Raw genomic sequence first — 14703 nt, forward strand, 5'->3', positions numbered from 1 at the left:
GCGCTCACGCCTTTCGGAGGGGCTGTAGAGGGTTGAGGAGTGGGGCGACGGACGCGTCCGGCCGAGTGCACAGTTCGGCGAGGACGGCCTGCCAGTCGTCGAGCAGCTCCTGAGCCGTGGCGGGGTCCCACAGATCGGCGGAGTACTCCAGGAAGGTGCGGTAGCCCTTGGCCGGGTCGCGGCGCGGGGCGAGACCGAAGGAGAGGTCACCGCGGGACACGGGCGGGGCGAGGTCGTCGACCTCGACGTCGAGTCCGGGGATCTCGATGTCCGTGTCCAGGGAGTTCTGGAAGGCGATGGTCAGCGGGAAGCGCTCGGGCACCGCGCGGGCGCCGCTCTCGCGCAGGGCGCGCACGATCCGCGCGGTCGGCAGGACATGGGCCGTCGCCTCCAGGGCGCCGGCGCCGGTGCGCTGCACGAGGGCGCCGCGCGTCTCGTCCGGGTCGGGCGTCACCCGCACGACCACGCCGGTCGACGTCAGCGCGACCATCGACTCGAACGCGCTGCGCTCGCGGTGGGCGTACGGCGTGCCCATCGCGATGTCCCGCGCCCCGGACCGGCGGGCGACCAGCACGCCGAGCGCGGTGGCCGCGACCCCGAAGGGCGTGGTGTGCCGGGCCGCGGCCAACTCCTCGACGGCCCCGCGCAGTTCACCGGAAGCGGTGCCGCGCAGGGTGTCGCCGTGTCCGCTCGGTACGGCGGGCCGGGCCCGGTCGCCGGGGATCTCGACCGCGGCCGGGATCCCCTCCAGGTACCGGGTCCAGTACGCCGTCCTGCGGGCCTCCTCGGCGGGGTCGGCGTGCTCGCGCTGCCAGCGGGCGTAGTCCGTGCACTGCGCCGCCGGTTCGGGCAGACCGTGCGGGCGGCCCGCGGCGGCGGCCGTGTAGAGCGCGGCGAGCTCGCTCAGGAGGAGGGAGAGGGACCAGCCGTCGACACAGATGTGGTGCACGACGAACATCAGCGTCCACCGGTCGGGGGCGAGGCGCAGCAGCCGCAGGACGGGCAGCGCGGGGTCGGTCACCGTGATGGGCGTCGCGGCGGCCTCCCGGCACAACTCCTCGGCGCGCGCGAGCCGTTCGGACTCCGCCGCGATGCCGGTGAGGTCCTCGACGGGAAGCGGCGGGGGCGGCACGTCGAGAACCTCCTGCCGCCAGCCGGTCCCGTCGTCCGTTCCGTACGACGGGACCGGCTGCCCGTCCGCGGGTACGAAGCGGCACCGCAGTCCGTGGTGTCGGTCGAGCAGCCCGGCCACCGCGGTGCGCAGGGCGGCCACGTCCAGGGGGCCGGTGAAACGGATCCGGGTCGGGATGTTCCACACCTCGGGGCGGGGCATGCTCAGGACGCCCGCGATCATGCGGGCCTGCTGGTCGCTGACGGGCGCCGTGTCCACCACGGTCACGCCCCGGGGTGGCGCGAGCCGGGCGGTCATCGCCCCCAGCGTGGCGTCGGCGAAGAAGTCCGCCAAGGGGTATTCCACGCCGAAGCTGTCCCGGACCCGGTTCACCAGTCTGATCGCGCCGATCGAATTCCCCCCGAGTGCGAAGAAGTTGGCGTCCGGGGCGAGATCACCGACCGGGCCGAGTGTGTGCTGCCAGAGGGTACGGAGACGGTGGGCGCCGTCGGGGGTGCCCGGGGTGACGGAACCCGGCGTCAGGTCGCCGACCGTCTGCGCGGCGCCCGCCGTCATGCCGGCCAGCACGCTCTCCAGACGGTCCAGGTACCCCCGTGCCGTCGCCTCGTCGAACAGGTCGGCGTCGTGGCGGAGGCGCAGGTCGAGGTCCCCGTCGGGGAGCCGGGTCGCCATGAGGGCGAGTTCGAGGGGCGCGGACTCGGTGCCGCCGTCGAGGGGGTCGGCGCGCAGGCCCGGCAGGGCGAGGGCGGTCAGGGGCGCGGTGTCGAGGTCGGCGGAGACCGTGACGAGGGGGCGCGGGTTGCCCGGGTCGGGGTGGCGGGCCGCCGACAGGGCGTCCAGGTCGACGTGTTGGCGGGCGTCGGCGGCGAAGAGCGTGTCCCGGGTGGCGCGTACGGCGTCGGTGAGTGTCGTGCGGTCGGTCAGGGTCCCGCGCAGCGGAAGCAGGGACACGTGGAAGCCGACGGTGTCCCGCGTCTCGGGGGTGCGGCGGCCGAAGGTGGACCCGATGACGAAGTCGTCCTGTCCGGCGTACTGGCGCAGCACGATCCGCCAGGCGGTGAGCAGCGTCGCGAACAGGGTGACCCCTTGCCGCCCGCTCCATTCCCGCAGCCGTCCCGCCCGCTCCGGGCCGAGCCGCAGTCCCACGGCCCCGCCGCGTCCGGCGACGGTGCGGGTGCGCGGCCGGTCCGTGGGCAGTGCGGGCGCGCCAGGGCCGTCCCCGAGGTGGGCGCGCCACCAGTCCAGGTCGTCCGCTGCCCCGGTCACCGCGATCGTGTCGAGCGTGCTCCCGGCGGCCCGCTCGAACCGGGGCGCGCGTCCCTCGACCGCCGCCCGGTAGAACTCCCCGAGGTCGGCGGCGACCAGCCCCGCGGAGTGGCCGTCGGTGACGAGGTGGTGCATGCCGAGGATCAGCGCGTGGTCGTCGTCGGCGAGCCGCAGCAGCCGGGGCGTGAACAGCGGCCTCGACGCGAGGTCGTACGCGCGGGTGCTCTCCTCCCGCAGGGCGGCCCGGATCACCTCGTCGGCGTCCCGGCCCCGGACGTCGTCGACGATCAAGGCCGGACATGCCCGGTCCCGGTCCTCCCGTACGACCTGGAAGACCCCGTCTCCCCCGGCCACGAACGCGGTCCGCAGCCCGTCGTGGCGGCGGACGAGGCCGTCCACGGCGGTCCGCAGCGCCTCGACGTCCAGCGGACCCCGCAGCCGTACGCCCTGGATCTCGTTGTACGCGGCCGGGTTGGCGATCAGCGTGGCGGCGAGCCACAGGCGGCGCTGAGCCGGGGTCGCGGGAGCCCGCCGTTCTTTGGGCCTCTTCGGGTTCTTCGGCTCCGTCGGGGGCTCGTGGTAGCGGCGGCGCAGGACGTCCAGCTGCTCCAGGCCCGCCCGCATCTCCTCCGGCGGTAGCCCGAAGTCGACCAGGGCGGCGATCTCGTCGACCCCTGCGGCCCGCAGCGCGTCGACGGTGGCCGCGCAGGTGTCCGGCGAGCCGATGAGGGCCCGTTGGTCGCAGTAGCGGTCGTAGGCGCGGTCGAAGAGGTAGGCGAGGTCTGCCTCGCTCGCGTCGGCCACGTCCTCGGGGCGGCCGCCGAGGGCGCTCGCGGCGGAACGCATCTGGAGGGAGGAGCGCAGATAGCGGCTCATCGGCTCGCGCGCGGCGGCCCGGGCGGCGGCGTGGTCCTCGGCGAGGTGGGTGTGGAGCAGGACGGTGACGCGGCCCGCGGCGGGGTCGAGGCCGCTCTCGGCGCGCAGCCGGCGGTAGTGGCGGATGTTCGCCGCGAGTTGCTCGACCGTCTGGTTCATGAGGTTGGTGACGATCCCGAGGTCGCGGCGGGCCGCCTCCTCGTACGAGGCACGCCGCCCGGACGTCGCCAGATACATCGGCGGCAGTTCCTGCACGGGCCGCGGATGCAGGCGTACGTCGATGGGGTGCCCTTCGCCGGTACGGCGCGCGACGCTCTCGCCCCGCCACAACCGCCGTACGTCCTCCAGGTGCTGGAAGGCGATCTCGGTGCGGTCGGTGAAGCGGTCGGGGTGCAGGGCGAAGTCGCTCGCGTGCCAGCCGCTCGCACAGCCGATGCCGACCCGGCCGCCGGAGAGGTTGTCGGCCACCGCCCACTCCTCGGCGATCCGCACGGGGTCGTGCAGCGGGAGGACCACCGAGCCCGCGTGCAGACGGATGCGGCGGGTCTCGCGGGCGAGCGCGGCGGCCAGGACGGACGGGTTGGGGAAGAGGCCGCCGAAGGAGTGGAAGTGGCGTTCGGGGAGCCAGAGCGTGCTGAAGTCGTGGGTGTCGGCGAAGCGTGCGGTCTCGATCAGCCGTTCGTAGGCCTGCGCGCTGTCCTCGCCGTCGGGGTGGTCGCCGAAGAAGTAGACGCCGAAGTCGGGGGCGGGCCGCTCGGCGGCGTCACCGTGGCCGTGACGTCGGCTGCGGCGGGCCGTCGTCGGGAAGTAGCCGCCCGCGCGCAGCTCCCGCAGTGAGTCCTTCACCGCGTCCGTGATCCGTTCGACGTCGGTGTCGGTGTGCGCGGTGGAGAGGTAGAAGGAGCGCCACTCCCAGACGTAGATCCCGCGCAGGAGGAGGTGGTGGTAGAGCAGCTCCATGTCGGCGCGGTGGGTGAAGCGGAACATGGACCCGAAGTGGGCCGTTTCCAGGGGGAATTCCTCGGCGCGGAAGAAGTCGTCGAGGTCGGCGGCGAGTGCGTCGGTGCGGGCGTTCAGCGTCTGCTGGAGTTCCGGGCCCCGCTCCTTGAGGTGGGTGAGGACCGCGCGGGCGGCGGCCATCGACAGGGGGTGCTGGATGTACGTACCGCCGAAGAAGGTCGTGTCGCGCGTCGGGCGGCTGTCGTCCCCGTACCGCCAGAAACCGCCGTCGATACCGTCCATGAGGTCGGCGCGGCCCGCGATCGCGCCGATGGGGTGACCGCTGCCGAGGGCCTTGCCGTAGGTGGCGAGGTCGGGGACGACGCCGTAGTGGTGCTGGGCACCGCGGGGGTGGGGGCGCAGGCCGGTGAGCATCTCGTCGAAGAGGAGGACGATGGCGCGCCGGGCGGTCAGCTCCCGCAGCGCGCGCAGGAAGGCGACGGGGCGCAGGGCGGGGTTGCGGCACTGGACCGGTTCGACGAGGACCGCGGCGATCGTGTCGCCGAGCTCGTCGATGACCTCCAGGCTCTCCTGGCTGCCGTATTCGAGGACGAGGAGTTCGGACACCGCGCTCGCGGGGATGCCGCGCGAGACGGGGACGGCGTGGCGGCCGTCGGGGCCCGGGCGGCCGAGGACCGAGTCGATGTGGCCGTGGTAGGAGCCGCGGAACATGACCACGCGGTCGCGTCCGGTGGCCGCGCGGGCGAGCCGCAGGGCGGCGGAGTTGGCCTCGGTGCCGGAGTTCGCGAACGCCACCCGCTCCATGCCGGTGAGCTCCGCGAGCAGTTCGGCGGCCACGCCCGTGTCCTCGGAGCGCGGGCCGAGACGCAGTCCGTCGGCGAGGTGCCGGCGGACGGCCTCCGTCACCGGGGCGGGCTCGTGGCCGAGCAGCAGCGCGCCGAAGCCCATGGTGATGTCGGTGTAGTCGTTGCCGTCGACGTCCGTCAGCCGGGCGCCGTGCGCCGAGCGGGCCGCGATCGGGTACTGCATCTCCTTCGTCGCCCGCCGGAAGCCGACCACGGCCCGGCTGTCCGCCAGCACCGTTCGGTGCCGCTGCGCCAGCCCCTTCGACGTGCGGGTCCGCTCGGTGAAGCGGCGGACCAGGTCGTCGGCGTGGGCTCGCTGGGCCTCACTCGCACCGGTGCCGGACATGCCGGAGTCAGGGGGGAGGGTGACATGGGGGCCGTGGTGGAGGGGCGGCTCGGCGGGTTGCCCGGCGGGACCCTCGGCGGGTTGCCCGACGGGTGGCTCGGTGCGGTGACGGGCCGCCGTCAGGAGTTCGTCGAGCCGTCCGGAGACGGCGACGGTTCGGGCGACGGCCTCGGCGCTCGCCTGCGACTCGGGGCTGGTCCGCACCGTGGTCATCCTCCGACCTCCTTGCGGCCCTCGGCGAGCAGGGCCACGGCCTCGGAGAGCTGACCGAGCATCCTGGTCTGGGTCTCGGCGAGTTGGCGTATCTGGCGGGCGAGTTCCTCGACCTCGGCACGGGTGGCGTGGACGGGTTCCTCGTCGGGGGTGACGTGCACGGGCTCGTCGTCCGGGGTGACATGCACGGGCTCGTCGTCCGGGGTGACGCCCGCGGAGGCCGAGACCGCCCTCCGCCCCGTCCGCTCCGCGATCAACCGGGCCGCGAGCCGTGGGGTCCCCGCCTCCTCCAGGATCTCCCGCATTCCGATCTCCACCCCGAACTCGGCCTCCAACTGTCGCACCATTCCGATGAGTTGGAGTGAGTCCGCGCCGAGCCCGACGAACGTCCGCTCCGCCGTGATCTCCTCCGGCGCGTATCCGAGATGACGGGCGCTGAGCGCCAGCACCCGTGCCAGTACGGCCTGTTCGCTCATGCCGTCCTCCGTTTTGCGGTCGTCGGCGAAGGGGGTGGGCGGCGGTCCTGTCCAGTACGACCGATGCTGGAAGGGATACGGCGGCAGCGGGATCCGGCGGGCGTCGCTGCCGTCGAGCAGGGCCGCCCAGTCGAGCCGGTGGCCCGCGCAGTGCAGCCGGGCCACGGCCGCCCAGAGGGTGCCGAGGCCACGGTCGCCGCGGCGCTGGGTGGGGACGGCGGCGGTGTCCGGCCGGGCGCGCCGGACGAGCCCGGTGAGGGGCGCGTCGGGGCCGATCTCCAGATGCACCGGCCGCCCGGGTGTCCGCTCCAGCGTGCGCAGTACGGCGGCGAAGTCCACCGGCCGCCGGGTCCCCCGTACGAGGTGCTCGGCGTCCGGCAGCCAGCCCACCGGGTGCCGGACCCCGTCCGGACCGCTCACGAACTCGGTCCTGGTGGGCCGCAGTCGTACCTTTCCGCAGGCGTCCCGGAAGTCCGCCAGGACGGGGTCGAGCAGGGCGGTGTGGAACGCGCGGTCCACCGGCAGGGGCTCCGCGGGCGTGCCGCGTTCCGCGAGCCGGGCGCGGGCGGCGGCCACCGCCTCGGGCGGTCCGCCCACGACGTACTGCCCGGGCCCGTTGACGACGGCGAGTTCGAGGCCGTCGACCTCGGTGACCAGCCCCCGTACGACGTCCTCGGCGGCGAACACCGCGAGCATGCCCCCGGCCGGGGTGCCGTCGCGCATCAGCCGCCCCCGCCTGCAGACCAGCCGCAGTCCGTCCTCCAGCGTCAGCGCCCCGGCCACGCACAGGGCCGCGTACTCCCCGGCGCTGTGTCCGGCCACCGCGACCGGTTCGACGCCGAACCGCCGCCACAGCCGCGCCTGCGCGACCTGCAGGGCGAAGAGCGCGGGCTGCGCGAAGGCGGTGTCCCAGACCCGCGCTCCCTCCGGGCCCCGGGCCCGCGCCGCCTCCGCAGGACCACCGTCGGCGCCGCCCAGCAACCGGTCGAGGAACCCCTCCTCCCCCGTCTCGTCCCGGTGGATCCCCGCGCACTCCTCCAACGTGCGGGCCACCACCGGGAACCGCTCCGCGAGCGCCGCGCCCATCCCGTCGTACCCGCTGCCCTGGCCGGTGAAGAGGAACACCGGTCCCGTGGCCGCGTCCGCCCCGGCGACGCCGTGCGCGTACGCCCCCGCCTCGCCCCGTACGAAGGCGTCCAGCGCCGCCGCCGTGTCGCCTGCCTCCGTGGTGACCACCAGTCGGTGTTCAAGGTGCCGTCGCCCGAGCGAGGTGGTGAGGAGCAGGTCGGCCGGGTCGGTCCCTGGGTGTTCGGTGAGGTGGTCGCGGAAGGCCCGTGCGGAGGCGAGGAGCGCCTCGTGGGTGTGGCCGGACAGCGGCAGCAGCGCGGGGGCCTGCCCACGGTCCGGCGGGCGGGGGGGCGGGGGCGGCGCCTCCTCCAGGATCACGTGGGCGTTCGTCCCGCCCATCCCGATGGAGTGCACCCCGGCCCGGCGCGGGCGGCCCTCCTCGGCGAGCCAGGGCAGCGCGCGGGTGGGCAGGACGAAGGGGCTCCCGGTCACGTCCAGGGCCGGGTTGGGGCGGGTGTGGTTCACCAGCGGCGGTATCTCCCCGTGGCGCAGCACCAGCACCGCCTTGATCAGCCCCGCAAGACCGGCCGCGCTGTCCAGGTGGCCGATCGCCGACTTCGTGGAGCCCAGCGCGCAGAAGCCGGTGCGGTCGGTGTGCAGCCGGAACGCCTCGGTGAGGGCGGCGAACTCGATCGGGTCACCCTTGAGCGTGCCGGTGCCGTGCGCCTCCAGGTAGCCGATGGAGTCGGCGGGCACCCCGGCCGCGCGCAGCGCGCCGAGCACGGCGTCGCGCTGGCCGGTGGAGCCCGGCGCGGCGAACCCGGCCCGGTCGGCGCCGTCGTTGGTGACGGCGGACCCGGCGATCACCGCGTACACGGTGTCGCCGTCGGCGAGCGCCCTCTCCAGCGGTTTGAGGACGACGGCGGCGACGCCGTTGCCGCCGACGGTGCCGTCCGCGTCGGCGTCGAAGGCGCGCACGGTCCCGGAGCGCGAGATCGTCGAGCCGCGTACGTGCCGGTGCCCGGTGACCTGGGGCACGTGCAGGGCGGCCGAGGCGACGACCATGAGGTCCGCGTCGCCGAAGTGCAGGGCCTGGCGGGCGAGATGGACGGACACCAGGGACGACGAGCAGGCCGTGGCCACGTTCAGGGCCGGGCCCGTCAGTGCGAGCCGGTGGGCCGCCCGGGGGGCCGCGAAGTCGGGGTAGTTGCCGACCTGCGCCTGTTTCTGCCGCTGCCAGTCGCCCGAACCCGCCTCCTCCCGCAGGTTGTTGGCGAGGTAGCTGTGCAGCGAGTAGAGCCGGTAGCCGGTGCTCCCGCACACCCCGATCCGCACCCCGGCGCGCGGCTGTGCGTACCCCGCGTCCTCCAGGGCGTGGTGGGCGCACTCCAGGAAGAGCCGCTGCTGCGGATCGGTGACCGTGGCCTCGCGGGCGCTCATCCCGAAGAAGGCCGCGTCGAAGCCGTCGATGCCGGGCAGCGGGGCGCTCGAGGCAACGAAGTCGGGCGCGCCGTACTCCTCGGGGGCGAACCCGGCCGCCGCGAGCTCGGCGTCGGTGAACCGCCGTACGTGCGTCACGCCCGCCCGGATGTCCCGCCAGTACCCGTCGGGGGTGTCAGCTCCCGGAAACCTCAGCGCCATCCCGACGACTGCCGTACGCACCGCTCGTCCCCTCCTTGCCGGCGCCGTGGACCGCGTACAACCGGAGCAGGTAGATCCCCGCGACCATGATGGCGAGGCCGTGCGACCAGGCCACGACGGTGAACGCGGAGAACGATTCGAGGGCCGCCGACACCCCGATCATGCCGATCCCGAAGCCGAGGTTCTCGACCGTCGCCGTGAGCCCGAAGGCGTGGCCGCGCAGGTTCTCCGGCAGGGTCTGCAGATGCGAGGTGTACGACACCTCGGTGAGCCCGTCCGCGGCGCCCGCGACGAGGGCGATCAGCACGGTCGCCACCATCGGGAACCCGGCGAAGCCGAGGATGAACGCGGAGGACATGACGATGGTGCCGAGGCCGAAGCCGAGCGCGCCGACGGCCCGTCCGGAGCGTTTGGCCCAGCGTTGGATGACCTGTTGCGCCAGGACGTTGCCCAGCGCCCAGAACAGCCAGAAGCGGCTGACGAACGCGGCCGGGTCATCGGGGTGGAGCGTGCTGGAGTAGACGGGCAGGGCCGCGTTGTGCGAGGAGGAGCCGAGGGCGTCGACGGTGCGCAGGCACATCATGAGGCCGAGGGCGGGCACGGTGGCCAGCGCCGTCATCGCGGCCCACACGCCGCGCTTCTCACGGGGTTCGTCGGGCTCCCGCGGCGGCTCGGGGGCGCGTTCGATGCCCGGAAGCCACACGACCGCCGCCGCGCACACCAGGAAGCTCGCCGCGTCCACCAGGAACGCGGCGGTGAAGCCGAGCCAGGGCACCACCACACCGGACGAGGCGAACCCGGCGACCATCGCCAGCGAACGGCCGCCCACCATCAGCGAGTTGGCCCAGGCGCGCCGGTCCGCGCCGACCAGGTCGGGGATGGAGCTGCGCAGCGCGACCATGAACACCGTGCTGCACGCCCCGACGGCCGCGGACACCGTGAACAGCACGCCGGTCCGCAGTCCCCCGTCCGGCGTCACTACCAGCAGGAACATGACAATCGCTTGGGCGATATTGGCCCACAGCATGACCGGCTTGACCCCGAACCGGGCCTGCACGCGCCCCGCGACCGTCCCCGCCAGGAACCCCGCGCCCAGCCGCACCGCCATGAACAGTCCGATGGCGAGCGCGCTGTGGGTGGTGGCGTAGACGAACAGGTTGAGCGCCACCATGTTGAGGAAGGTGCCGTACGAGGAGACGGAGTAGCCGGCGACCAGGACGCGGTAGCGCCCCTCGGCCGTCACCGGTGCCGCGCCACGAGCCGTCCCCGGACCGTTGCCCGCCCCCGTCCGCCGCGTGGCGGTGCGGCATCGGCGATGTTCACGACCCGGATCAGGTGACGCATGTTCCCTCTTTCCTCGGCGCGGGCGACACAGGTGTCCGGGGGCATCCTCCCCCTGTGGGGCGGAGGGGATTCCTCTGCCCCGGGACTCCCTGAGACGGGACGTCCGCCGGGCCGCCGAAAGTTCCGGCCGACGAGCGCCCGCGCGGGAAGCGCGCCCGGAACCTACCCGGTCGGCAGCAACTTCTCGCGTCCGCGCGCCCGGTACTCGGCCAGCAGCCCCTCGATGTCCGGCGCGCGCAGTCTGCGGTACGCCGACTCCCCCGGTGGCCGCCACCACACCGGGTCGGCGCAGCGGAAGCCCTCGCGGCGCAGCCCCACCCGGTGGATCTTGTTGGTGGCGGTGACCGGCATCCGCGTCACGATCCGGACGAAGCGGGGTGCCATCTTGGTCCCCAGGTCGGGCTGGGCGAGGAGGAACTCCGCGAAGGCCGACGGATCGAAGCCGGCTCCCTCGCGCGGCGCGATCGCCGCCATCACCTGGTCCCCGGCCACCGGGTCGGGGACCGCGTACACCGCCACGGCGGCGGCGTCCTCGTGACGGGCGAGGATGTTCTCGATCATCGCGGCGGCGAGGTTCTCGCTGTCGACGCGCAGCCGGTCGTCCGCCCGTCCGGCGAAGTAGAGGAAGCCGTCGGTGTCGCGGTAGAAGAGGTCGCCGGTCCAGTACCAGCCTCCCCCACTCTCGGCTTCGCTCGAGCGGGGGGACCCCCATCGGCGGCGGTCGGCGTCCGCGGCGGGGTTGCGCCAGTACCCCTCGAAGGGGTTGGGCCCACGGTTCACCAACTCCCCTATCGCCTCGTCCCCGTTGAGAAGCCTCCCGTCCTCGGCGAAGACGGCGGGCGGGCATTCGGCCCGGGTCCCCGGGTCGACCACCGCGAGGTCGTCGCGGGGTGCCGCCCGTCCGATCGCGCCCGCCGGGGCGCCGGGCGTCCGCTGAATGGCGGCGCCGCCCTCGGACGAGCCGTACCCCTCCACCAGCCGCACCCCGAAGCGCTCCTCGAAGGCGGCCGCGTCCACGGCCCCGGCCTCCGTCCCGAAGCCCATCCGCAGCGGGTTGTCGCGGTCGTCGCCGCGGGCGGGCGTGGCCAGCAGGTACTGCACCGCGCGGCCCACATAGGTGAAGTACGTCGCCCCGCAGGCCCGTACGTCCGCGAGGAACCCCGACGCCGAGAACCGCCGCCTCAGCGCGATCCCCGCGCCCGCCGCCACGGCGGGCGCCCAGTCGGCGATCACCGCGTTGCCGTGGAACATCGGCATGCAGATGTAGTGCGTGTCGTCCGGGCGCACCCCGAACTGGTCGACGAGCGAGCGCCCGGCGGCGGCCAGCCGGCCCTGGGTGCAGATCGCGGCCTTGGGGGCGCCGGTCGAGCCGGAGGTGAAATAGAGGAGGAGGCGGGCGTCCGCCGACACGGAGGGCGCCGCGTCCGGCTTCGCGCCCTCGTACGGCGCGAGGAGTTCCTCGTACGCCTCGGTGTCGGTGACCAGGACGCGTACGCCGGGCAGTTCGAGGCCGTCGAGGAGGGGCAGGTGGGTCCGCTCGGTGACCAGGACACGGCACTCGGTGTGCAGGATGTCGCGGGCCAGTTCGGAGCCGCGCCGGGTCGGGTTGATCCCGGCCACGGCGGCACCGGAGAGGGCCGCCGCGCTCAACCACAGCGGATACTCGGGGGTGTTGTCGAGCAGCGCCCCGACGTGCGGTGCGGCGCCGGGCGGCAGCAGGTCGGCGAGGAGCGCCGCCCGCGCCGCCGCGCCCGCCGCCACCCGGTGGTGGCTCAGCACCCGCCCCTCGAACCACAGTCCCGGCCGGTGGTCGCCCCACCGTTCCTGTACGAGTTCCGCGACGGTACCCCTCATGGACCCCATGGGGGCGCACGATAATTGACGTATCGTCAGAAGGGGAGGCCCGTGCCCTCGAACTCATCTCCGCCGGACGAGTCGTCCATCGAGAAGAACCCGTGGACGCCCACCATGAAACCGATGCAGAAGAGGACGATCACCCCGCAGAACACCAGGATGCCCACGGTTCCCGCCGCCAGCTTGCCCCGGCTCGGCGTGTGGGCCGTGGCCTTCTCCGGGCGCTCGGCAATGTAGTGGACGGTGACGATGTCGCCCTCGATGATCGTCGCCGGGCCGTTCTCCTCCTCGAAGCGGACCGTGCGACCGTCCCGCGCCCTGAACTCGTACACGTGGTGCAGGGTCGTACTCACGGACGTGTCGCCCCCGCCACCGCTGGCCGTCGTGAAGGACCGCAAACAGCGTGCCTCGGCAGTCAGCCCGCTGCTCCAAGCCCGGTTCATCTCCAGCGAGCGGCGGATCACCGCGACCGCCATGAAGATGGCCACAGCCATGATCAGCCCTGGCACGGCATAGAAGAAGACGTCCATGACATTCCCCCGTTGTCCGGTACAGCTCCACGCACGCCGCCATGGTCATGTCGACGTGCGTGGAACCTACCCGTGGGGGGTGCGCGAGCTCCTCAAGAGAGGCTCAGAACATTTCCGGTCCACACGCGCTCAGAACGTTCTGAACGTTCAGAACGTGACGTCCGCGCACGAGTAGAACGCGTTCGCGGTGTCGGCGATCGTCCACACGCCGAGGATGACGTGGTGACCGCTCAGCCCGGAGGGCAGCGTGCCGGTGTGACTGAACGTGGACGGCGGGCGCTGCCCGTTGTACGGGACGGTCAGGAACGGGGTGGTGTTCAGGTCCGCCCTGGTCAGTGCGTGGTTCTGGTTCCAGCCGGACTTGGTGACGAAGTACTTGAAGTCGGTCGTGGCGTGCACGGCCGTGAACTGCCAGCGGAAGGTGTAGCTCTGCCCGCCGGTGACCTTGGTCGTCGGCCAGGCCGCACCCGAGGGGGTCTTGGGCTGGTCGAGCTGGCTGAAGTTGGTGTGGTTCGCAGAACAGATCTGTCCGTCCGCGGGACCCGCCGCCGGGAAGCCCTTCGGGCCCTCGACGCTCTGCGGCTCCCACTGGATGTCACCGCAGCCCGCGACACTGCCGCCGTTGGCGGCGCACAACTTCTGCCGGCTGAGGGGCTGGTCGGTGTAGCCGTGGGCGTCGGCTCCGCCGGTGGAGAGCACGAACGTGCCCGCCGTGGCGAGGCCCACGACAGCGGCGTACAGCTTGACTTTCCTGCTGGTACGGACCCTTGCCGCAGGGATCCTGGTCGTCCGTATGCGCATGCTGCCGCTCCTGGAGGACGTGGGGGAGGTTCTCGTGAGCCGTGCGCGCGAATTTCAGGTCTAGACCAAGTCCCAGATTATTGCCGCGACTTGAACATGTCCAGACCAATAACCAAGCTCTCGGTCCCCGTCACGACCCCGCTGTCGGTCCCCGTCACGGCGAGGCGTCCCTGCGCCCCGTGTAGAATGCCACCGTCAGGTCCTTCACCAGCGCCTTGCGCTCGTAGTCGTCGAGTTCGACCAGCCCGCGCATGGTCAGCCGGGTCACCGTGTCCTCGACGGAGTCGACGACGGAGGTGAGCACGGTGTCGCGGTGCTGAGCGTCCAGGGTCGCGATCCGGCGGCGCTGCATCACGGCCGCGACCTCGGGGGCGTACTCGATCCGGGTCGGCTGCACCGAGAACACCTCCAGGCCGACCGGCGCGGTGTCCGCGGCGATCATCCCGGTGAGCGCCTCGCCGACCGCGTCCGTGTTGCGCAGGGTCGCCACGTCCTTGATGACGGCGGGCGGCGCCTCGGCCGGCAGCTGCGAGAGCATCCGCGACATCGCCGCCTCCACACACTCGCGCAGATACGTCTCGTGGTCCTCGACGCCGAGCACGGCCCGCGCGGTGTCCTTGACCCGCCACACCACGAGCACCACCACCCGCAGCGCGACCCCGTTCGCGTCGACCACCGACATCGGCTCACTGCGCCAGTGCCGCAGCCGTACGTCGACCTGGCGCCGCAGCACCATCGGGTTGATCCACAACAGCCCGGTGCGCCGGACCGTGCCCCGGTAGCGGCCGAAGAGGCCGAGCACCGAGGCACGCCCGGTCCGGCCGCGGGAGAGCCCGCCGAACCCGAACAGCCCGAGCGCGCCGGCCCCGGCGTACGCGGCCCACTGCGCGGGGCCGACCCCGGCCCCCGCGTACCAGGGCAGCCCGATCACCCTCCCCGCGCTGTGCGGCAGCACACCCGACCACCAAGTGGTGAGTACACATCCGGCCACCCCGCAGGCCCCGGCCAGCACACCCGCCAGTCCGGGCAGCACCCGTGCGGGGCGCTCCACCAGTTCGGGGTCGACCTCCGGCACCGGGCGCGGGGCACGGCCCAGCACGGGGCGCCGGATCCGGGGCTGTTCGCCCGTGCCGCGCCGCCGCCCCACCACGGCGGGCGAGAGCGGCACGGGCACCGGCTCGGGGTCGTCACGGAAGAGCAGATGGACGGGGATCTCGGTGGTCGTCTCGTTGTGGATGAGCCGGGCGGGCCGGGAGGCGCCGCCCTCCGGCGTCCCCCCGGACTCCGGGGTGGGTGAAGTCGTCGTACTCATAGCTGCCTCCATGCCTCCGCGCGTGGAAGGGTGATCCCG

Annotated in this window: 7 protein-coding genes; all 7 read right to left on the minus strand. The window is 73.4% G+C overall.

Annotated elements, in window-relative coordinates; translation table 11 throughout:
- Positions 1 to 4 precede the first annotated feature (4 nt).
- The 7 genes from KVT44_RS09255 to KVT44_RS09285 all read right to left on the minus strand — a co-directional run bounded on the left by KVT44_RS09255 (position 5) and on the right by KVT44_RS09285 (position 14664).
- Positions 5 to 5638, minus strand: a complete 5634-nt coding sequence (locus tag KVT44_RS09255) for a MupA/Atu3671 family FMN-dependent luciferase-like monooxygenase (protein WP_217566655.1) — start codon at positions 5636 to 5638, stop codon at positions 5 to 7.
- Complete coding sequence (locus KVT44_RS09260; protein WP_308313937.1) at positions 5635 to 8844, minus strand: beta-ketoacyl synthase N-terminal-like domain-containing protein; 3210 nt, start codon at positions 8842 to 8844, stop codon at positions 5635 to 5637. The genes KVT44_RS09255 and KVT44_RS09260 overlap by 4 nt, the downstream gene beginning before the upstream one ends.
- A complete protein-coding gene (locus KVT44_RS09265) occupies positions 8798 to 10066 on the minus strand; it encodes an MFS transporter (RefSeq protein ID WP_217566656.1) in 1269 nt (422 codons plus the stop codon). Before KVT44_RS09265 ends, KVT44_RS09260 begins: the two co-directional genes overlap by 47 nt.
- Before the next feature lie 263 nt (positions 10067 to 10329).
- On the minus strand, positions 10330 to 12030 hold the full coding sequence (locus KVT44_RS09270; RefSeq protein WP_217566657.1) for a long-chain-fatty-acid--CoA ligase: 1701 nt from the start codon (positions 12028 to 12030) through the stop codon (positions 10330 to 10332).
- A gap of 26 nt (positions 12031 to 12056) precedes the next feature.
- A complete protein-coding gene (locus tag KVT44_RS09275; protein WP_217566658.1) occupies positions 12057 to 12551 on the minus strand; it encodes a DUF3592 domain-containing protein in 495 nt (164 codons plus the stop codon).
- Between the two features lie 147 nt (positions 12552 to 12698).
- Complete coding sequence (locus KVT44_RS09280) at positions 12699 to 13352, minus strand: lytic polysaccharide monooxygenase (protein WP_054235554.1); 654 nt, start codon at positions 13350 to 13352, stop codon at positions 12699 to 12701.
- Positions 13353 to 13506: 154 nt separating this feature from the next.
- Positions 13507 to 14664, minus strand: coding sequence for an SPFH domain-containing protein (locus tag KVT44_RS09285; RefSeq protein WP_217566659.1), 1158 nt, complete (start codon positions 14662 to 14664; stop codon positions 13507 to 13509).
- Positions 14665 to 14703: the final 39 nt, after the last annotated feature.

The sequence above is a fragment of the Streptomyces sp. GbtcB7 genome (assembly GCF_019091445.1).
Classification (GTDB): domain Bacteria; phylum Actinomycetota; class Actinomycetes; order Streptomycetales; family Streptomycetaceae; genus Streptomyces; species Streptomyces mirabilis.